Raw genomic sequence first — 18591 nt, 5'->3', positions numbered from 1 at the left:
GGTGCCGGCTCCGCGGTGCGGTGATGGTTCTGAGCACGAGCGTCCTCTCCCGGCCGTGGGCTTCCTGTTTCCGCCCGTGGCAGCCGGTGGAACCGGCTGCCACGGCATTTCGTGGAGCCCCGGTGCCGATCACTGAGTACGGCACGGGCCCTGACGACCTGGGGGACGACTCCTCCTGCCCGCCAGGTCGTCAGGTGCGGCTGCCGCCCTTCCTGCGCTCCTTGGCCGCCGCGCGACGGATCTCCTCCTGGTCCCACAGCTCCTTGAGTTCAAGGGTTCGCTCGTCGAACTCGACCGGCTCGTCGTCGTTCGGCTCCTTCCACAGCCCCTGTTCCTTCAACTGCCGTGTGTGGACCTCCACCGGGGGCTCCGGGTCGTAGTCACTGGGCCGCGGCCCCTCCGGCCCGTCGGGACCGACGCGAACCAGCCGCTCGACCCGGGTGATGCGGTACCTGACTCCGTCCACGACGAGGTTGTTCTTGCGCTTCTCGTCAAGTCCGTCGGCCGCCCGCGCATACTCCGCCCGCTTCTCGTCCGAGAGCCTCAGCGTGAACGGCGCCATCACGCGCAGCCACGACCCCAAGCTGTCGCGGGCTCCCTGCGGCGTCGCGTCCGAGGCCCCGGGGTTGTGCGCCTTCCACTGCCCGTCCTCCCGCTCGGAAATCATGAAGACGGCCGGCAGCAGCACACCGCCCGGATAGTCCTGGGCCGCCCGCACCGCGTCGTCGCGCACCTCCACCGGTGCGCCGGGGGAAGATCCGACGAACTGCACGAGATCGAGTTTCAGCAGGCTGTCGGACAATCCGGTGCTGACGTACGGGTCGACGACGAACCCCTTGGTCCGGGACCGCACCCGATATGCCTCGCCGACCTCCGCCTGGTCGGGGTCTGAGGGGCGCGGCCCCTCGGGGCCGCCGCGACCCATGCGGATGAACTTCGAGGCGCGCACGATCCGGAAGCGTTCGCCGTGGACCCGGAGATCGTCGACGACCTCGCGGTCCATACGCAGGGCGGCAGCCATCCACGCCTTCTGCCCCTGCGCGTCTTCGGCCTCCTGGGCCTCCGCGGCGCGCCTGCGGAAATACGATCCCAGGGAATCCCTGGCGCCCTGTGGCGTGTCGGTGCCGTACTCGGACAACTCCCAGCCGCCGGCGTCATGTTCCCTCGCGTGGAAGAACTCCCCCAGCCCGACCCCCAGCAGGTGGGGATAGAGCTCCCGCGCCTGCCACGCCTCCTGCTCGGCGAAGGCCGCGATGGGGCCCTCCTGCGGGGAAACCCGGAAGGTGAGGTATCCGGGGATCCTGTCTTCGTAACCGGTCATGTACTCAATGTGCCCGACACGGGATGCCCTCGCCGGGGAACCAGCAGAAGTGATCAGTTGACGCACACAGTCGGTCGGATTGGGTCATTTCGGCCACCTCCTGCCGGGCCGCCCTGCGCCCGGCTGTTCCCTGCCCCGGCCACCCCGCACCCCGGCTGTTCCCTGCCCGGGCCGTCCGCGCCCCGGCAGCCCGCACCCTGACCGCTCCGCCGACACGCAGGTCGGGGGCCGGTGTTCCCCACTCCCGCGCCGTCGCCCACTCCCCGCCGCACCGTCGCCCTCGCCCTCGCCCTCGCCCTCGCCGTCACGCTCGCGCCGGAACGAGCGCGTCCGTGCGTGTGCCTCACCGCCCGTCGCCGGTCAACCGGTCCCGGCGTGGCTCCGGGCAGCGAGGAGGGCCGCCGCCGAGCGGACCGTCGCCCCGTCCCCGCGGCCGAGGCGTTCGGCGGCACGCAGGACCTCCGCCAGCACTTCCGGGTCATGTGCCTGAACCGCCAGCACCAGCAGCGGGTCGAGACAGGCGGCAAGTTCCGCGCGCACTGCGGCCGGGGCCGACCCGGCCGCGTCGGCCGCCCGCCGTGCCCACCGCCGGACCTCCTCGGGACGCGCGCGGGGCAGCGGGAAGCCGACGGGGCCGGGGAGCCTCCCGGCCGCCGGCCCCGACACCTGCCGCGGCACGTCCCGCGACGCGGCGTCCGGCCTTCGCGCGGCGGCGGCGAGCGCGGACGCGAGCGTGGTGTGGTAGCAGGTGCCGAAGAGGTAGGCAGTGGCCTTGTCGCCCGTCAGGCCGCCCAGGACCCGGGTGCGGTGGACCGGGCCGGGCACGGCGCCGTCCACGCGCTGGGCGGCGGCGAGCGCGTGCCAGCCCGCCCGTCTCCACGCTCCCGGCCGGAACTCGCGCCCGTCTCCGCCTTCTCCCGTCCTTCCTCTTCCGTCTTCTCCTGCGCCTTTCCCTTCGTCCGCTCCTGCGCCGGCACCTTCGCCTTCTCCGCCGCTCGCACCTCCGCCTTCTCCTGCACTCGCACCTGCACCGTCTCCTGCGCTTCCGCCTTCACCTCCGTCGTCCAACGCCTCGTCGCAGAGCAGCAGTTCCGCCAGGAGGTCGAGACTGCTCCGGGCGAGGTGGACGCCGAGCAGGACCCGTACGGTCTCGCGCACCTCGCTCACCGCACCGCTCCGGCAGGGCAGCAGACGCCGGTGGCCGAAGTCCGTCGCGTAGAAGAGGGCATGGGTCAGCGCGTAGGTCTCGCTCGCGGTCAGCTGGAGCACGTCCGCGCCCGTGGCCGCGACGCTCTGCCGGTAGAGCGGACCGATGCCGGGCAGCAGGTCGGGGGCGGTGAAGCCGCCCCGGTCGACGAAGTAGCGCAACTCGATCCGGGAGAGCACCGGTTTGTACGGCCGGCAGTGGCCGCCCGCGTCCGCCTCCAGCAGCGCCTGGCAGGCCGCGCGCAGCGCGGGGTGCGGGCGGCCGAGCAGTTCCAGGAGCGCGGTCAGGTTGAGGTGGTAGGGGAAGAAGCCGTCGCCGCGGTGCAGTCCACGCACGAACTCCGGCTCGCCGACCGCCTGTTCGGCGAGGTCGAGGGCGCGGCCGGGCAGCGACGCGGTGACGGGGACGATGCCCGACCGGTCCAGCACCCGGATCAGTCCCAGGAGTTCGAGGAGTGGCCCGGGCCGGAAGGGGCGGCGGGGCAGGAACTCCTCCCAGCGTCGCGGTGCGAACCATTCCAGATGTGCTTCGATCCAGCGCAGCGCGCCGGTCAGCACCCGTCGGGCGGCCTCGCCCTCCTCCTCCGGGGGTGCGACCGGGTGCCCGCCGTGCGCGGGGAGCTCCGGCCAGTCGGTGTCCTCGGCCCCGGATGCGCCGCTCATCGTCCGCTCCGCAGTCGCAGCACCGTCAGCGCGAGGACGAGGATCGCGGCGAGCGCACCGAGATCCACCCCGGGCGGCAGCAGGCCACCGCCGTCCAGCAGGGTCTGGCGGGCCAGGTCGACGGCGTACGTCATGGGGTTGACGTGCATGATCCAGCCCAGCCAGACCGGGACGTCCTGCGGGCGGAAGACCGAGCCGGACAGGAACAGCATCGGGAACATGGCGAGCTGGACGGTCGCCTGGAGCGTCTGCACGCGGGTGATGACCGTGGCCAGACAGAGGCCGATGACGCTGAACACGGTGGCGGCGAGCGCGTAGCAGCCGAGCGCCGCGGTGAACCGGCCGACCGTCGGCTCCACGCCCATCAGCGGCGAGAACGCGAGCATCACCGCGCTCTGCGCCGTCACCGTTCCGGCCCCGGCGACGACCTTGCCCAGGGGCAGGCAGATCCGGGGCACCGGGGCGACGAGGAGTTCACGCAGCACGCCGTACTCGCGGTCCCAGGCGTACGTCTGGCCGGAGGCGACGCCGATCGACACGACCTGGATTGCGATGATGCCGGGGAAGACGTAGGCGCTGAACGGCACCGAGCCGACCGAGCCGATCATTCCGTCGAAGCCGACTGCGTAGACCAGGACGAAGAAGAGGATCTGCGCTCCCTGACTGAGCAGCACACCGGGGCGTCTGCCCTGCCGCAGGAGATCACGATGGGCGATGACGCCGATGGCCCGCAGCGCCACGCGCAGCCGGCCGTCGTCGGCTACTGCGGGCGGCCGGGCGCGGACGGTGGTCGCGGTCATGGTGTGACCGCCTCCTCCGGCCGCCGACGCGGATCGTGCTGCCCCGCTGCCGCCAGGTAGACGTCGTTCATGGACGGATGACGCACGGAGACGGTGAGCGCCGGGACGTCCAGCGCCCGCACCACCTCCGCGATCCGGGCCTCGGGGTCGGTGCAGTGCACGGCGACTCCCCCCGGCTCGATCAACGGCTCGAAGCCTGCCGCGCGCAGTTGCCGGGCGGCGGTCTCGTCGTCCGCGGAGCCCACCACGAGGCGGGACGCGTGCAGGCCGTCCTTGAGCTGGTCGACGGCGCCCCGCCGGACGATCCGTCCCTGCCGCAGGATGACGATCTCGTCGGCGTACTCCGCCTCGTCCATGTAGTGCGTCGCGTACAGGACGGTGACGCCCAACTCGTCGCGCAGCCGCAGCAGATCGTCCCAGACGGTGGCGCGCGCGGTCGGGTCGAGGCCGTTGGTCGGCTCGTCCAGGATGACGAGTCCGGGCCGGTGCACCAGGGCGCGGGCGATCTCGACGCGTCTGGCGAGTCCGCCGGAGAGCTCCTCGACAGGTCGGCGGCGGCGGTCGGTGAGGTCGAACAGTTCCAGCAGCAGGCCGATCCGTTCCCGGGCGTCCGCCCGCTTCATGCCGTACAACCGGGCGTGGAACCACAGGTTGCGCTCGACGGAGAGTTCCTTGTCCAGGGTGCGTTCCTGGAAGACCAGCCCGAGTCGGCGACGGGCGGCCGTCGGTGCCTCTCGGGTGTCGTGACCGAAGATGCGCACGGTTCCCGCATCGGGGCGGGCAGCGGTCGACACGACTGCCAACAGGCTCGACTTCCCGGCCCCGTTGGGCCCGAGCAGAGCGGTCACCCGGCCCGGCGGCGAGCTGATCGACACGTTCCGCACAGCAGTCACCCCGCCGTGGCGCACGACGAGGTCGGTGACCTCGAAGGCGGGAGGCGCCGTCCGCCCGTCCCGCTCCGGCGACCGGCCGGTCATGCCAGCCCCAGGGTGCGGTCCCACGGGAGGGGTTCGTGGGAGACGGGCAGCAGGGCCAGGGCGACGCCCGCCGCGCCCTCCAGCATGCCCGCGGTGTCGACCGCGCGGTGGGGCACCGGCGAGCGGGCGGCGGCCGGGAAGCGCATGAGGTGGCGGAACGCGAAGGGCGCGTCCTCGTCGAGGAATCTCAGCACCTTGTCCGTCAGCCGGACACGCCCGGCGCGCAGTTCGGGGTCTCCGGTCGCCTCGGCGGCACGGGCGACGATGCGCAGCAGCCCGGCGTATCCGTGGCAGACGGTGGGCCCCTCGATGGCCCACGCCGACTCGTCCCGCCGCAGCGCGGCCCGCAGCGCGTCGACGGCGGCGGTGCGCCAGTCCGGTCGCTCCAGGGCGGAAGCCGCCCTCAGGAGTGCGGCGGCGACGCCCGGGGTGCCGTAGCACCAGGCGGTGCGGGTGAACAATCCTCGCGGGCGGTGCGGCGCCACCTCGTCGTCCCAGCCGGCCCGGGCGGGCCAGTACGGTCCGGCGTCGTCGTGCAGCGTCCAGCCCAGCAGCCAGTCGGCGATGCGGTGGACGGCGTCGCGCAGGCCGGGGGTGCCGTGTCCGGCCTCGTACGCGGCGCTGAGCACGGCGAGCGGTCCGGCGATGCCGTGCGCCAGCCCGAGGTTGAAGTCCCCCCGCGGGTACGCCTCGCGGTCCCGGGCGCCGACCTGGAGTCCGCCGGGCACCCACCATCCGGGCACCCGGTGACCGTCTACGCGGACCGGGGCAGCGAGGCCGACGAGGTGCCGGAGGGAGGCGTCCAGCGCGGCCTCGACCGCGGGGCTGCTCTCGGCCGGATCGGCCGCCGCGTCCAGCAGCAGTCGGGTCGTGCCCGAGACCCCGTTGACCAGGTCGTACGCGGCCCATTCGGTGCCGCGGCCACCCGCCAGGGCACGGGCGTGGAAAATCCGCAGCCGCTCGGTCTGGTCCTCGGCCAGCCACGCGGCGAGTCTGCGGCGCAGCGAGTGGTAGTGCCCCTCGGGCCCCGCGCAGGTCTGTGCGGCGGCGAGCAGCGCGGCCGGTCCGGAGAACAGACCGCGGCGGGGTGCGGTGGCCATGGCGCGCCCGGCTGCCGCGAGGTGGCGGTGGGCGACCTCTCTCCGGGTCTCGTCGGTGCGGGCGAGTTCGCCGTACAGCAGGGCGGTGCCCGGAAGGCCGTTGGCGAGGGTCAGCGGGCCCCACATGACGGCGTCGTAGACGGGGTCGCGGTTGCCGTCACGGGAAGCCACCCGGGCGATGTGCTCCGGATCGGCGAGCCGCTCGGCGACGAGCCGGACGGCCCGGTCCGTACCGGGAGACGTGTCCGTCGACGAATCCGGGGACGGTGGCCGGTCGGCGGCCCCGGGCTCGTGCGGCGCACGGGCCCGGGGCGGGTCCGTCGCGGGGGCCGTTCGCGGGGCCGAGGCCCCGGGGGCGTCGTCGCGGTGGACTGCGGCAGGGTTCACTGCTGGTGCCTCCGACGGTTGGCATGGTCCTGCACGGCGCCGCGGGCGATGCCGAGCACGGTCAGTTCGCGGGCGCCCGAACCGCCGAAGAGCCGGTTGCACACCATGTGCAGCAGGCTGCCGACGACCCGCCCCTCCGCCGTCTCCCCGGCGGACCGCACACATGCGGCGAGTCGGCTCACCGCCAGGTCGCGCGGGCGCAGGGCGTCGAGGACGCGTATGCCGACAGGATCGGCGGCGAGGGCGGGCCAGCCGCCGTAGGGATCGATCAGTCCGCGCCAGCGCGCGGACCGGGCGCGGAAGGCCGGGGGCAGGTCGCGCCGCGCACCGGTCATGGACAGCCAGGTCACGGCGGCGTCGTCGCCGTGACCGCCGGTGTGCCTCGGGCCGCCCGGCGCGGGCGTCCCGAAGGCGTGGGCCAGTGCGGCGCAGGAGATGACCGCGAGGTCGTCGACGTCGTAGCCGTTCCCGGGGTCCTTGGCCACGCGCAGCAGTTCGACGGCGGCCTCGCTGTCGTACCGGAAGGCGTCCTCCGCCGCTCCCCGGGCCGACGGTCCGCCGTAGCGCTCGGTCTCCGGCTCGTACTGGTCGAGCGTGTGGCCGCGCAGCAGCCCGTCCGTTTGCCACTGCCGGAGCAGCACGCCGACCGCCGGGACGGCCGTGCCCCACAGCTCTCGCGGATGCGCGCCGTGCAGCCGCAACCGCAGGTGGTGGCCGTGGTCGTCGGTGTACCGGACGAAGAACCAGCTGTCGACGCCGTGCCGCCCGGACAGCTCGACAAGTTCCGGGACTCGGTCGCGCAGCAGGTCGTCCTGGGCGCGTACGGAACCGCGCAATTTGAGGTACAGCCACTCGTCGCCGAGGCCGTGCACGGCGCGGGGAGCGCGAACGGCACACAGGGTGTTCGGGGTGCGGGGAGCGCACACGGCCGGCGGGCATGCGCCCGACACGTCGCCGCCGGGCAGCCCGACGCCTTCGGGCTGCCCGGCGGCGACGGACGACACGGACGAGGGAACAAAAGCCGGCCGCCCGGCGGAGACGGGCGACACGGACGAGGGAACGGAGGCCGGCCGCCCGGCGGGGACGGACGGCACGGGGCTGCGGTGTCCGGCGTACGGCCGACGACGGGGCAGGCCCGTCTCCCGGCGGGTCATCGGGACGACCACCTCGAAGGTGTGCCCGGCGAGCGGGCTGTCCAGCCAGCCCTCGTACCCGCCGGGGACCTCCTGGGCGATCAGGTCCTCGTGGCGCAGCAACTGGTCGAGCAGCAGCTCCCGGTGCCACGCGTCGTCGAGGTCGAGCAGCAGCCGCTGGTCGGCTGTGACCGTGAGGATCCGACGCGGCACGTCCCAGTCGGCCCGCCAGCCGGCGACCGCGTGCGCCCAGTCGGCGTCCCGTCCGCGGTCGTCCCTCGCTCGCAGCTCCCGGGCGCGTGCCCGGATCCGGTCCGGGCGCCAGATCGCGGAGGCAAGGACGAAGCGTCCGCGGCGCACCCGGGGGACGAAGGGCGCGTCGGCGAACGGGCCCCAGTTCCAGGGTTCCCAGAGCCGCTGTCCCTCCAGCCCGATCTCCCACAGCAGCCGGACTGCGTTGGGGGCCTGGGCGGGTGCGCTGACCATGTTGCCGAGGACCGGCACGATCTCGCGGCCGGTGGGCATGTGCACGGCGGTCAGTCGGTCGAGGGTGGCGCCGATGCCGATGTCGGCGAGGCGCAGTTCCTCGGTGTCGGACGCGTCGGGGAGGCCCACGCCGATGCGGCGGCCGGTGGCCGGGACGGTGTGTGCGAGGTTGGCGGCCCGGCCCGAGCGGGGCCGGAAGGCGAGGTCGACGGCGACAGCGTCCTGGACGTGCACCGGATTGTCCCGGTGCAGGTCCGCGAACTCGGCCTGCCAGGCGGGGGCGTGGTCGGCGAACCTGGCGAAGGTGGAACCGGCCCGGTGCGATCCGGGCGAGGGCGAGAGGAACACGAGGAACTCGCCCTCGTCGAGCGCCTCCACGGAGGGGGCGACGACCTGCACGGTCACCTCGCAGGAGTTGGGTACGTCGGCGCGGTCGGCGGTGTCGTGGCACAGCTCGTCGAGATCCGCGTCGTCGAGGACCACCTCGCGCCCTCCGGTCCGCTGCGCGACTGCCACGAGCCGCGCCAGGGCTCGATCTCTGCGGGCCGTACGGGGGGCCTCGGACCATGCCTGCGGTGCCTCGCTGTTGGGCCAGCCGTAGCCGGCGGGCGCGCCGAGTCCGGTCGACGGGTCCAGGAGTTCCAGGACGGGCACCAGCCGGTCGGCGCCGTACACATCGAGGAACCGGCGGTGGTGGTCGCGCAGCGCGAGGAGACCGAGCTTGGGCCGCGAGAGCCGCCACATCGCCCCGGTGGCCGCCTCGATCTCGTCGCGCACCGTGTCCGGCAGACGCACCTCGGCGTCGAGACGGGTGTCGACGTGCAGGGGCGTGCCGTCGGGTTCCACCGACCGCGCGGTGCTCAGCAGCCGGCCCAGTTGCTCGTGTCCGGCGCCCACGGGCCGGGCGTCGTACGCCCGCCGCTGCTCGTCCACGGCCAGCAGCCCGTCCCGCACCCGGAGGGTCTCGACGGACGGTGCGGCGACCCCGGCGAGCAGACCGAGGACGTGGTGCAGCGGATCGCCGCCGTCCAGGGGCGGGCGCAGTCCGGTGATCAGGATCTCCTGTCGCACGAGTTCGGCCAGCAGGCCGCGTACTCGTTCGGGGGGTGCGCCGGGGAACGCCTCGGTGGTGCGGCGGACCAGCTCCTCGTACGGCAGGGGTGCGGCGGCCTCGGCGACGGCCCGTTCGACCACCGGGGTCCTGCGCACGGAGACGGTGGAGCGCCCCTCGCCGCCCTCGCCCGGGGGCTCGCCCTGCGTGGAAGGGGCGGTGAGGACCAGTCGGTCACCGCGCGGAACGAGGGCCTGGTGGGCCTGGACCGTGAGCGTGGCCAGGACGGCCGGATCGCGTTCCAGGCGATGACCGATTCGGGTGAGCCACTGCATGTCGGCATGGGTGCGGGTGCGGTGTGCCGTGCCGCGCTCGGCCTTGGCGGTGGGCCCGAACCGGCCGCGGGCGACCCCTGCGAACAGGCCGAAGGGGGTGGGCCGGGTACGCATCCTGATGTCGTAGCGGAGCACGGCGAGTGCGGCCCGCCGCAACTGGCCTGCCCTGACACCGGCGGCACCGAGCTCGGTGACTCGCCGGACCAGGGCACCGAGGCTGGGTGACGCGAGTTCGAGGGCCTCGCCCAGCACGCTGTCGGCGGAGACCGAGGTGAGGAGTTCGACGCAGGCGTCGAGGGACCGGGGGCCACCCGTGACGGGCACGCGCAGGCGACCGCCGCCCTGTGCCCGGGGATCTGCCGGGGGTGTTCGCGACGCCAGCGGCGCACGGTACAGGAAGACCCCCTTCGCCTCGAACGGTGTCCCCCGCGACTCCCTCACCGAAGTCCCCCTTCTCTCTTGTCTCTTCCTGTCCCGCCCGCTCACGTCCCGCGCTTCGCCGTCCCGCCTGTTCGCGCCGGGCCCGCCCTCCCGTCCCGCGCCCGCCCTCCCGGGCCGCTCCCGTACGGGCGGGGTCGCCGACAGTCCGTGGGCCCGGGTCGTCGCCGCCCGAACCCGCGGACACACGCCGTCAACAGCAGTGGCTGCAGCCGGAGCCGCCGCCCTCGCTGGTGCAGCCGGGCGTGCAGTAGGAGACGCTCGTGACGGCGGGGCCGGCGACGGACTGCTCCACGCCGATCTCCAGGTCGAGGTCGAACAGATTCGTTTCGTTCTCCGACAGCGGGATGGCCTTGATTGCCATGCTGAACTCCTCGGGGCTCCCTCGGATTCCTTCACGGAAACCGAATAGACGGTCACGGACTGTGACCTACGTACTCACGATCCATGGCCGTCCGCCACCGTTCAATAGGTTCACTCCCGCTTGGCAGTCCTGGCAGTCCCGGCAGGCAGTCCTGCGGGCCGGGCCCCGGGCCGGGAACGCCGCCGTGCGCCCCGTACGACGGGTCCGCCGACGCGGGGCCCGCCCCCACTACCAGACGGTCCGGTGGCACACGGCCCGCACACCACTCGCCCGGCTGAAAATTCCTCGATGGCAGCGACGGACGGTGAACCGTTCCGGGCTTTCTTGATACGTACGAGGTGTGTGCTCGGACGAAGCCCTGCTATCCGCCGTCGCCCACGGCGACCAGACCGCCCTGCGGACCCTCTACGAGAGGCATGCCGGCGCAATGCTCCGACTCATCCGCAGACTCACCTCGGACCAGGGCGTTTCCGAGGAGATCCTGCAGGAGACCTGGCTGGCCGTCTGGCGCTCGGCGACGGGGTTCCGGGGCGAATCCTCCGTGCGGGGCTGGCTGATGGGCGTGGCCAGACGCCAGGCGCACAACCAACTCCGCAGATCACGGCCGCAGTGGGCAGACCTGTCGGAGGCTCGGGACGTGCCGGACAGCGCGCCCGGCGTCGAGGACCAGATCGTGAGGGAGTCCGAACACACCGCTCTGCGGGCGGCCCTGCGCGCCCTCCCCGAGCATCTGCGCGAGGTACTCGCACTGGTGCTGTTCGAGGAGATGACCTACCCGGAGGTGGCCACCGCGCTCGCCATTCCGGTGGGGACCGTCAAGAGCCGGATGTCCCACGCGCGAAGGCGGCTGGGCAACATGCTCGCCGCCACGCGGCTGGAAGGATCGGGACAACTATGAGTGATCACCTCACGGACGACGTCCTGGCATGTCTGGCACGCTCCGGAGCCGTCGACCAGCACCGCGGTCGGCACCTGGACGCATGCGCCGACTGCCGCAGAAGATTGGCAGTTTGGCAGGACATCACATGCGCCGTGCGCGCCGAGGCGGAGGAGGAAGCGGTGTCCGTGCCGTCCTTCGACGCCCTGCTGGGGGCCCTGCCGACCGCTGCCGCGCCCGTCGGCGGGACCGCTCGTCTCTCCGGGCTCCCGGACGAGCCGCGCTCGGGTCGGAAGGCCGCCGCGCGGCGACGCCCCGTCGGTCGACCGCCCGTCGACGGGCGCGAAGGCGTCGCCGGAGTCCGCGCCGTGCCGGAGCCCGCGTCCCGGCCGGGACCTGCCGCAGGCACCGCCTGCTCGCCCGCACCGGTCGCGGGCACCGTCCCTGCCCCGGCTTTCGCCCGGCCCTGGCGGACGGCCTGGCAACTGGCTGCCCGCCAGCTCGTGCTGATGCCCAGGATGTGGGCCCCGCTGAGCGCGGTGTGCCTGGTCGTCGCGGCCCTCGTGGCGTCGGCCCGGGTGCAGGAGCGGCCCGGGTTGCGATTGTTCGGCGCGGCGGTCGTCCTCTCCGTGCTGATCGGAGCGCTGCTCGTGGCCTCGCCGCGCCGGGACCCCAGACGCGAGCTGTTGTTCACCCTTCCGGTGTCGCCGGCGGCGGTCTTCCTGGCCCGGTTGGCGACGGTCCTCTGCGTGGACCTGGCGCTCGCGATGGGCTGCTCCGCGCTGGTACGGGGGCCCGGCTGGTGGACGGTGGTGGCGAGTTGGCTCGGCGAGTCACTGCTGGCGGCGTCCCTCGCCCTCGCGCTGTCCGTCCGGTTCTCGCCTCCGGTGGGCGCGGCGGCGGGAGGAGTGCTGTGGTTCCTGGGCGTGGTGGGCGGCCCGCACGGGCTGCTGACCACACCGGTCGACGCCTTGCTGGACGCACTGCTCTCGACGACACCGTGGACGCTCGCGGCGGCCGCGGTCCTGCTGGCATGGGCAGTCGGCACCATGCGTGCGTTCGGCGAGCCCGCCCCTTCCTGAATCGGGGCCGGAAGAGTCTGCCGGACGACGAATCCCGTCCGATCGCGGCGCCGACGGCACCCACGAACAGGAGCCGTACGCCCCGCAGACATGGCCCGCGCGGCTGATTCCGATTCCTGGTGTGAACCGTCCCGGGCCGGACCGCTACGTACGGGGTGTATCGGGAGACAGGGGAACAACGGGAGGAACAGCACCATGACCGCTCCACCCTGGTGGGTCCACGAAGCACGGCGCTGCGGACGGCAGGCGTTCCTGCTGCCGGTCCTGGCCGCGCTCCTCGCCTTCACCGCAGTGGCCACGGGCTCCGGCGCGGGAGTGGTGCTCGACCGCGCGCTGCTGAGCTGTGCGCTCCCGACTGCCGCCGCCCTGGCATGTGCGGCCGTGCTGGCACGGGAGCCGATGGTGGAGCTTCATCTGTCCCTGCCCACGCCCTATCCGCGTACGGTCGCCCGCCGCCTGGCATGGCCCGCGTCCGTGACGGCGATCGCGGCCCTGGCCCTGGTGGCGCTGGTGGCTGCGACCGGCCACCACCCGGGCCCCCTCACCACGCTGCTGGAGCTGTCCGGTCTGACCACGCTGCTGAGCGGTGCCGCGATCTGGGCGACGGTACGGACGGGGTCGGCCGCACCTGCGGCCGGGCTGATCGTCGCGGCGGTCCTGGCGAAGCTGCTGCTGGTCGACCGGGTGGTCCCCGAGGGGACCGCACAGGCGGTTCCCGCACTGCTGGCCGGTGGTTGGCTGCTCTCACTCGCGCTCCGCGCACTGCGCCCGGGCAGGCACCCGGTACCCGGCTCGGCCATGGCGCCACGCACCTCGGCCCCCGGGAGGCATGAATGACCGCTCTGCTGTGGACCCTGCGCTACGAGGCCCTGATGACGGCCCGTCGAAAGATCGTATGGGGCGCGGTGCTGCCGCTGGTCCTGTTGAGCCTTCTGCTGGTGACCACCTCGCCCGTCGTGGGCGGGCACGGTGATCCCGCCGCCAGAGCCGGAGCGGCCGCGGTGGTCGTCAACACCTTCTGCACGCTCGGTGTGGGCATCGCGCTGGCCGACCGGCTGCGCCTCGGCCTCGAAGCCCGGGGCATGGCCGAGTTGCTGGCCGCAACTCCCGCCGGGGTGCTGCCGCGTACCGCCGGAATGCTCGGCGGCCCGCTGCTGACCGCCCTGGCACCGGTCGCCGGCCTCTTCCTGTTGTACGCCGCGGTGTTCTCGGCGGTCGGGGGCTCCGTCGCCCCGATCGCATCCGCGGTGGTCGCGCTGGGGACGGCGATCGTACCGGCGGCCCTCCTGATCACCGCGTTCACCGGACTCCTCGGGGTGCTGCTGCCCGTGGCGGCGGCGCGCGCGGTCACGGTCGTGGTGTGGCTGTGGGCCTGTCATTTCCCACCGGCCTTCTCGCCGCTGCCCACGCCGACCGGTACGGTCCTTTCCCCGCTCGGCGGCTACCCCCTGGTCGCCTGGGCCCATGCCCCCGAGGTGTGGGCCGCCCGCCAGGGCACCGGGACGCTGCGCCCCGAGGCCGACGACGCGGCGGCACTGCTGAACGTCGTCCTCGTCCTCGGAATGGCCGCCACCTGCTACGTGCTCGGCCACCTCGCCGCCCGCATCCGACGACACGGAGCATCATGAACATCACCACGGAGAAACTGACGAAGGTCCACCCCGGTGGACTCCGCGCACTGGACGCCGTCGACCTCCACATCGAGAGCGGCACCGTCGGGCTGCTGGGTGCCAACGGCGCGGGCAAGACGACCTTGTTGCGCATCCTGACGGGAGTGCTGCGCCCCACCTCCGGGCGGGTCCTGGTGGCCGGACACGATCTGGCGACCGGTTCCGGGCTCGCCGCCGTGAAGCGGACGCTGGGCTATCTGCCACAGGAGTTGTCGCTCTACCCGGACCTGACCGCACGCGAGTTCCTCGACTACATCGGCGTACTCAAGGGCATCCACGACAGACGCGAACGGCGTCGTCAGGTCGACGAGCGGATCGCCGAGGTGGGCCTGGACGACCGGGCCGGCGAACGACTTGCCGGATTCTCCGGCGGCATGAAGCGGCGAGTGGGCATCGCGCAGGCGCTGATGGGTTGCCCGTCGGTGCTGATCGTGGACGAGCCCACCACAGGACTGGATCCGCATGAACGGATGCGTTTCCGCGCACTGCTCGCGGGCATCGGCCGCGGCCGCACGGTGCTGCTGTCCACACATATCCTCGACGACGTCGCCCAGACCTGCCCCGAGGTGGCCGTGCTCGCCGCCGGTCGCCTGGTGTTCCACGACTCCACGACCGCCCTGGTGAGCCAGGCCGCGGGATGCACCTACGTCTGCCGTTCCCGCGGGCCCGCCGAAGGCCCGCCGCCCGGTGCCGAAGTGGTGAGTGCGGTGACCGCCGCCACGGGCACGGAGTACCGCATCGTCACGGCCGACCCGCCCCCCGGAGCACGCCCGGTCGAGCCCTCGCTCGAAGACGGATATGCCGCCCTTCTCGGCGCCGACGGCCGGACGCGCCCCGTCGGCCGCACCCACCCCACCAGCATTCCGACAGTGAGGTAAGCAGACACATGACCGTGAATCACCGTTGCGCCGCCGCCTCGGCTCTGGCCGGTCTCTCACTCCTGGCACTCAGCGCCTGCGGGAGCAGTGGCCGCAGCGAACCGGCCACGACGGACCCCGTCCCCCTCCCGAGCCCGACCGCCACCAAGCAACAGATCAGCGAGAAGAACCTCGGCTACACCTGGCCACTGACGGTCGATCATGTCACCGCGGAATGCCGTGCGGGCGATCAGGCGGTCGTCACCGCTCCCGATGGCACGACCTATGCGCTCAACGACCGTGCGCAGGAGGCCGGTTATGAAGACGTGGCAGCGGTGCGTCTCTCCGGGGACGGTGGGGACAAGATGAGCCTCGGCACGCTGCTCACCAGGACCCTGAAACTCTGCAAGGCCGGTCGATGAGTACGGGCGGGCGGCCGGTGGCCGACGGCGGGCGGCCACCGGTACGTCACGCGCGTGATCCGACGCCTGGCGTCACCCAGTGACCGCGGGACCACCACCACCGGGATCTACGCTACGGGGAACAGCGCCTTGCACCAACGCGAGCAGCAGCACGCATCGACCGCCGCCGAGCTCCATGTCCTGGTCCATTCGGGACTCAAGCCGTACTTCGATCCACCGCACGCACGGCTCGGCATGCTTCGTTCCGGCCTGGATCGGATCGAGTTCATCGACGTCGGGGGGCTGACCGCGCCCTGTGGTGCGCTCGACCTGCCGGTGCTGATACCGGTCACCAGTGAGTTCCAGGCCGAGGAGTTGCGTACCGTGAGGGTGCGGCATCCCTTGTCCCTGCTCATCGCGGTCACCCACGACATCTCGGGATACCGGACGTATTACGCGATCCGTTCGGGCGCGAATTTCGTGCTCAATCTCGCGATTCCCGGCGAGTGCCATCGTGATCTGCTGTACGCGCAACTCAGGGCGCATCGAGCAGCCGGTGCCGCCGACGCAATCGCCGTAACCGGCGCAACCAGTACAACCGGCGCCATGCCCGTCGACGGGGCCGCCGACGGGGCCTCGGATTCCGGTGCGCAGGGCATCCTGCCGGAGCAGGGGGGCGCCCGTCACCGCTGCCGGTACTACGGCGAAGCGCCCTCCGGTGCGCCCTCGGCCAGTGCACCCCCGACCGGCGCGAAGGCCGGTCGTGAGAGCGACATGCCGGAGGGGCGTCCGCAGTCCACAGTGTCCTCCTACGACGCGGACCTGTTCCGCCTGCTCCGTACCCCCATCACGGTGGCCGAGATCGCGCGCCGTCATTACTACTGTTCCGAGCGATCCATGTACCGCCGCATTCGTAGGCTCTACGACGATCTGGGGGTCACCGGCCGTGCGGAACTGATGTCGCTGGGCGCGGAGCTCGGGCCCCGTCGTCCGATGACCGCACGGGCCTCCTGATCCCGAGGGCCGCGCGAAGGTCGCGGAGACCACGGCGCCGGGCCGGGGGACTGTACCGGCCCCCCGGCCGAGCGATGCACGGGCCGGGTGACGCCGTGCCCGGCTCGGTGTCAGGTGTTCGAGTGGGTGGTGCCGGTCAGCGGATGCCCGCGTCGGCTGCTTCCAGCAGTCGGAAGAACCCGGCTTCCACATCTCCGTCGACGGCCAGTCCGGCCAGAGGGCCCTCGTACTGCGTACGGCCGGATGCCAACACCTGCACCCTGTCGCAGACTTGGGCGACCTCCGCCAGTTGGTGGCTGGCGATCAGCACGGCCACTCCCTCATCCGCCAAGGAGCGGATGATTCCGCGCATCTCGCGAATGCCGACCGGGTCGAGCCCGTTGGTGGGTTCGTCGAGGACGATCAGCCTCGGCCTGGCAAGCAGCGCGACGGCGATGCCCAGCCGCCAGCGCATGCCGAGGGAGTACGCGCCGACCTTCCTTCCCCGGGCGTCGGTCATCTTGACCAGGTGCAGCGCCGAATCGATCCATTCCGGCGGCACGCCACGCAGCTTGGCGTGCAGTCTCAGCGTCTCGTCGGCCGTCAGCGTCGGCCACAGTCCGGGAACTTCGATCAGCGCCCCGACATCGGCAAGCGACTCGCGGCCGACCGGCCTACCGAAGAGTTCGATCGTTCCCGATGTCGGCCGTTGCAGGCCGAGCAGGGCCTTCATGAGCGTCGTCTTGCCGGCGCCGTTCGGTCCCAGCAGGCCGTAGACCTCTCCGGCCCCGACCGTGAGGTCCACCCCGTCCAGAGCGCGGTGGGAGCCGTAGTGTTTGTGCAGGTGTCGGATCGTGAGCGCCGGGGCCACCCCGGCTTCGGGAACGGCCGGTGTCGCAGTCATGTTCAGATCTCCTTGCGGCGCATGTGCATGCTGCCGATGACCAGCAGGAGCGCGGTCAGCACGGCGGCCAGGCCCACGGCAAGCGGAATGGCCGACATCGCGGTCACCGGGCTGTCCTTCGGAAGCGGCACCCCGTTGGGGCCGATACCGGCGAGCGGCAACACCACTCTCATCGGCCAGGCGAACGGCACTGCGTACCAGAAGACCTTGTCCGAGACGAGGGCCCCGCACAACAGACCTGCGACGCCCACTCCGATGCTGGGACCCATGCCCCACACCACCGCGACCAGCACCGCCAGTGCCGTCATCGACAGACCCACCAGCCAGGGCAGGTACACCGCCGCGGCCACCGTCCCCAGGGCACCCGGGAAGCGGCCGCTGGCCAACGCGCCGAGGGAGAGCATCACCAGCAGCACCGTGGAGGAGACGAAACCCAGCACCCCCAGGGCGGCCACCTTGCCGATGAAGTAGCGCCCGCGCGGCACGCCGTACGAGAGCAGCAGTCGCCAGGCGTCCTGGTCGGCACGGACCGTGAGCGCCGCGGCCAGCCCCGCGGTCATGGGTACCAGCACACCCCAGAACTCCAGGGTCACATTGCGGAACACCTCGAAGGTCTGCCCCGCCTTCGCCTCGGAGGAGCCGAGCGCGCCGAGGAACAGGGGCACCGTGATGATGACAGGGGCGAGGAGGTGGTACCAGGGAACGAAGCCTCGTTTGTTGCGGGCGAGTTCCGTGCTCACCACCGTCGTCAGCGAAGGGTTGTCGCGAAGCCCCGGGAGGGGCGGGGCCGCCATGTCGTACGCCATATGTGCTCCTGCCTTGCCGCTGTCGGTTGCGCCGCTGTCGGTCGCACCAGGTACGTAGCGGCGGCTCGCGACAGGGTTCACGATCGGGGACGCCGTGCTCCCCGGGCCGTCGCGCCGATCGGCAGTCCTCGGGCACCGGCCCGGACTCGTCAGACGGCCTTCGAACATCAGCAGGACGCTTGGCGGACGACTGCCGAGCACCTGCCGATCACACTGCCGGAAGGGGCACCCCGCGGCGCCCGAGTGGGAGTGTCGGGAGCGCTGCCGGACGTCGGGACCGTGGCGGGACCCGTCGGTCGGACGCGGCCACACCACCGTCAGGGAGGAACGCCCATGAAGACACTCCGCCGCACGATCGCCGTCGGCGTCATGGCCCTCGCGCTCGGGGCCCTCGCCCCCACCGCCTCCGCGGTCCCGGGCACGGCCCGTACGACCGTCACCCGCGAGTTCGCCGTCATGAAGACCTGGCATGCCACGGTGCAGTGCCAGATCGTCCGCATCAGCGACAATCACGTCGTCGGCTACGACCGGGCCGATGGCACGGGCAACACCGAACAGGCGGCCATCAACGACGCGGCACGTAATATCCCGGTCCCGGCCGGCCACTACAAGCGCCATTGCGACGCCAAGCGCACCTGGTAGCCTCAGCAAAAAGAGGGGGCGAGATACTTCGCCCCCTTTTCCGGCCCATCACTCCTTCCTCTTGCTTTCTTTTCTCTTCTTGCACCGATCAGGGACGT

The 18591-nt window shown here is 72.4% G+C and carries 17 protein-coding genes; 8 read left to right on the top strand and 9 right to left on the bottom strand.

Features of this window, described 5'->3' with window-relative positions; genetic code table 11:
* Positions 1-190: 190 nt before the first annotated feature.
* From ACFC79_RS03305 to ACFC79_RS03275, 7 genes are all read right to left on the bottom strand, one after another.
* Positions 191-1321 carry a DUF5954 family protein gene (locus ACFC79_RS03305; protein WP_376234483.1) on the bottom strand — a complete coding sequence of 377 codons (1131 nt, stop codon included), beginning with the start codon at positions 1319-1321 and terminating at the stop codon, positions 191-193.
* 360 nt (positions 1322-1681) lie between these two features.
* Entirely contained in the window at positions 1682-3190 is a 1509-nt protein-coding gene (locus ACFC79_RS03300) for a DUF6895 family protein (protein ID WP_376234481.1), read from the bottom strand.
* Positions 3187-3990, bottom strand: coding sequence for an ABC transporter permease (locus tag ACFC79_RS03295; RefSeq protein WP_376234478.1), 804 nt, complete (start codon positions 3988-3990; stop codon positions 3187-3189). The genes ACFC79_RS03300 and ACFC79_RS03295 overlap by 4 nt, the downstream gene beginning before the upstream one ends.
* The gene (locus ACFC79_RS03290; RefSeq protein WP_376234475.1) at positions 3987-4967 is read right to left on the bottom strand and encodes an ABC transporter ATP-binding protein; all 981 of its coding nucleotides are present in this window, start codon (positions 4965-4967) and stop codon (positions 3987-3989) included. Before ACFC79_RS03290 ends, ACFC79_RS03295 begins: the two co-directional genes overlap by 4 nt.
* Entirely contained in the window at positions 4964-6454 is a 1491-nt protein-coding gene (locus ACFC79_RS03285; protein WP_376234473.1) for a lanthionine synthetase C family protein, read from the bottom strand. The genes ACFC79_RS03290 and ACFC79_RS03285 overlap by 4 nt, the downstream gene beginning before the upstream one ends.
* Positions 6451-9783 (bottom strand): lantibiotic dehydratase, encoded by a 3333-nt coding sequence (locus ACFC79_RS03280; protein WP_376234470.1) that lies wholly within the window; start codon positions 9781-9783, stop codon positions 6451-6453. The genes ACFC79_RS03285 and ACFC79_RS03280 overlap by 4 nt, the downstream gene beginning before the upstream one ends.
* A gap of 307 nt (positions 9784-10090) precedes the next feature.
* Positions 10091-10261, bottom strand: coding sequence for a gallidermin/nisin family lantibiotic (locus ACFC79_RS03275; protein ID WP_376234467.1), 171 nt, complete (start codon positions 10259-10261; stop codon positions 10091-10093).
* A gap of 340 nt (positions 10262-10601) precedes the next feature.
* Between ACFC79_RS03275 and ACFC79_RS03270 the strand changes: the two genes are divergently transcribed.
* The 7 genes from ACFC79_RS03270 (at position 10602) to ACFC79_RS03240 (ending at position 16162) form a co-directional block, all read left to right on the top strand.
* Entirely contained in the window at positions 10602-11159 is a 558-nt protein-coding gene (locus ACFC79_RS03270) for an RNA polymerase sigma factor (RefSeq protein WP_376234464.1), read from the top strand.
* Complete coding sequence (locus tag ACFC79_RS03265) at positions 11156-12220, top strand: hypothetical protein (RefSeq protein WP_376234462.1); 1065 nt, start codon at positions 11156-11158, stop codon at positions 12218-12220. The genes ACFC79_RS03270 and ACFC79_RS03265 overlap by 4 nt, the downstream gene beginning before the upstream one ends.
* A gap of 195 nt (positions 12221-12415) precedes the next feature.
* Positions 12416-13057 (top strand): hypothetical protein, encoded by a 642-nt coding sequence (locus tag ACFC79_RS03260; RefSeq protein ID WP_376234459.1) that lies wholly within the window; start codon positions 12416-12418, stop codon positions 13055-13057.
* Positions 13054-13848 carry a hypothetical protein gene (locus ACFC79_RS03255; RefSeq protein ID WP_376234456.1) on the top strand — a complete coding sequence of 265 codons (795 nt, stop codon included), beginning with the start codon at positions 13054-13056 and terminating at the stop codon, positions 13846-13848. Before ACFC79_RS03260 ends, ACFC79_RS03255 begins: the two co-directional genes overlap by 4 nt.
* Positions 13845-14768 (top strand): ABC transporter ATP-binding protein, encoded by a 924-nt coding sequence (locus ACFC79_RS03250; protein ID WP_376234454.1) that lies wholly within the window; start codon positions 13845-13847, stop codon positions 14766-14768. Before ACFC79_RS03255 ends, ACFC79_RS03250 begins: the two co-directional genes overlap by 4 nt.
* 8 nt (positions 14769-14776) lie before the next feature.
* The gene (locus ACFC79_RS03245) at positions 14777-15169 is read left to right on the top strand and encodes a DUF2511 domain-containing protein (protein WP_376234452.1); all 393 of its coding nucleotides are present in this window, start codon (positions 14777-14779) and stop codon (positions 15167-15169) included.
* Between the two features lie 129 nt (positions 15170-15298).
* Positions 15299-16162, top strand: a complete 864-nt coding sequence (locus tag ACFC79_RS03240; RefSeq protein WP_376234450.1) for a hypothetical protein — start codon at positions 15299-15301, stop codon at positions 16160-16162.
* A gap of 136 nt (positions 16163-16298) precedes the next feature.
* Here ACFC79_RS03240 and ACFC79_RS03235 read toward each other — a convergent pair whose 3' ends face one another.
* Both ACFC79_RS03235 and ACFC79_RS03230 read right to left on the bottom strand, forming a co-directional pair.
* A complete protein-coding gene (locus ACFC79_RS03235; protein WP_376234448.1) occupies positions 16299-17045 on the bottom strand; it encodes an ABC transporter ATP-binding protein in 747 nt (248 codons plus the stop codon).
* Positions 17046-17047: 2 nt separating this feature from the next.
* Positions 17048-17851 carry an ABC transporter permease gene (locus ACFC79_RS03230; protein ID WP_376234446.1) on the bottom strand — a complete coding sequence of 268 codons (804 nt, stop codon included), beginning with the start codon at positions 17849-17851 and terminating at the stop codon, positions 17048-17050.
* Between the two features lie 333 nt (positions 17852-18184).
* Here ACFC79_RS03230 and ACFC79_RS03225 point away from each other — a divergent pair, with 333 nt between their 5' ends.
* Entirely contained in the window at positions 18185-18493 is a 309-nt protein-coding gene (locus ACFC79_RS03225; RefSeq protein WP_376234444.1) for a hypothetical protein, read from the top strand.
* Positions 18494-18591: the final 98 nt, after the last annotated feature.

The sequence above is a fragment of the Streptomyces sp. NPDC056061 genome, assembly GCF_042266885.1.
Lineage (GTDB): Bacteria > Actinomycetota > Actinomycetes > Streptomycetales > Streptomycetaceae > Streptomyces.
This window is presented reverse-complemented; position numbering and strand designations above follow the sequence as displayed.

Excerpts from the sequence above, each read along its gene's own strand:
- ACFC79_RS03305 (WP_376234483.1), bottom strand. The coding sequence starts at position 1,321 with ATGACCGGTTACGAAGACAGGATCCCCGGATACCTCACCTTCCGGGTT.
- ACFC79_RS03300 (WP_376234481.1), bottom strand. The coding sequence starts at position 3,190 with ATGAGCGGCGCATCCGGGGCCGAGGACACCGACTGGCCGGAGCTCCCC.
- ACFC79_RS03295 (WP_376234478.1), bottom strand. The coding sequence starts at position 3,990 with ATGACCGCGACCACCGTCCGCGCCCGGCCGCCCGCAGTAGCCGACGAC.
- ACFC79_RS03290 (WP_376234475.1), bottom strand. The coding sequence starts at position 4,967 with ATGACCGGCCGGTCGCCGGAGCGGGACGGGCGGACGGCGCCTCCCGCC.
- ACFC79_RS03275 (WP_376234467.1), bottom strand. The coding sequence starts at position 10,261 with ATGGCAATCAAGGCCATCCCGCTGTCGGAGAACGAAACGAATCTGTTC.
- ACFC79_RS03265 (WP_376234462.1), top strand. The coding sequence starts at position 11,156 with ATGAGTGATCACCTCACGGACGACGTCCTGGCATGTCTGGCACGCTCC.
- ACFC79_RS03260 (WP_376234459.1), top strand. The coding sequence starts at position 12,416 with ATGACCGCTCCACCCTGGTGGGTCCACGAAGCACGGCGCTGCGGACGG.
- ACFC79_RS03255 (WP_376234456.1), top strand. The coding sequence starts at position 13,054 with ATGACCGCTCTGCTGTGGACCCTGCGCTACGAGGCCCTGATGACGGCC.
- ACFC79_RS03250 (WP_376234454.1), top strand. The coding sequence starts at position 13,845 with ATGAACATCACCACGGAGAAACTGACGAAGGTCCACCCCGGTGGACTC.
- ACFC79_RS03245 (WP_376234452.1), top strand. The coding sequence starts at position 14,777 with ATGACCGTGAATCACCGTTGCGCCGCCGCCTCGGCTCTGGCCGGTCTC.
- ACFC79_RS03235 (WP_376234448.1), bottom strand. The coding sequence starts at position 17,045 with ATGACTGCGACACCGGCCGTTCCCGAAGCCGGGGTGGCCCCGGCGCTC.
- ACFC79_RS03230 (WP_376234446.1), bottom strand. The coding sequence starts at position 17,851 with ATGGCGTACGACATGGCGGCCCCGCCCCTCCCGGGGCTTCGCGACAAC.
- ACFC79_RS03225 (WP_376234444.1), top strand. The coding sequence starts at position 18,185 with ATGAAGACACTCCGCCGCACGATCGCCGTCGGCGTCATGGCCCTCGCG.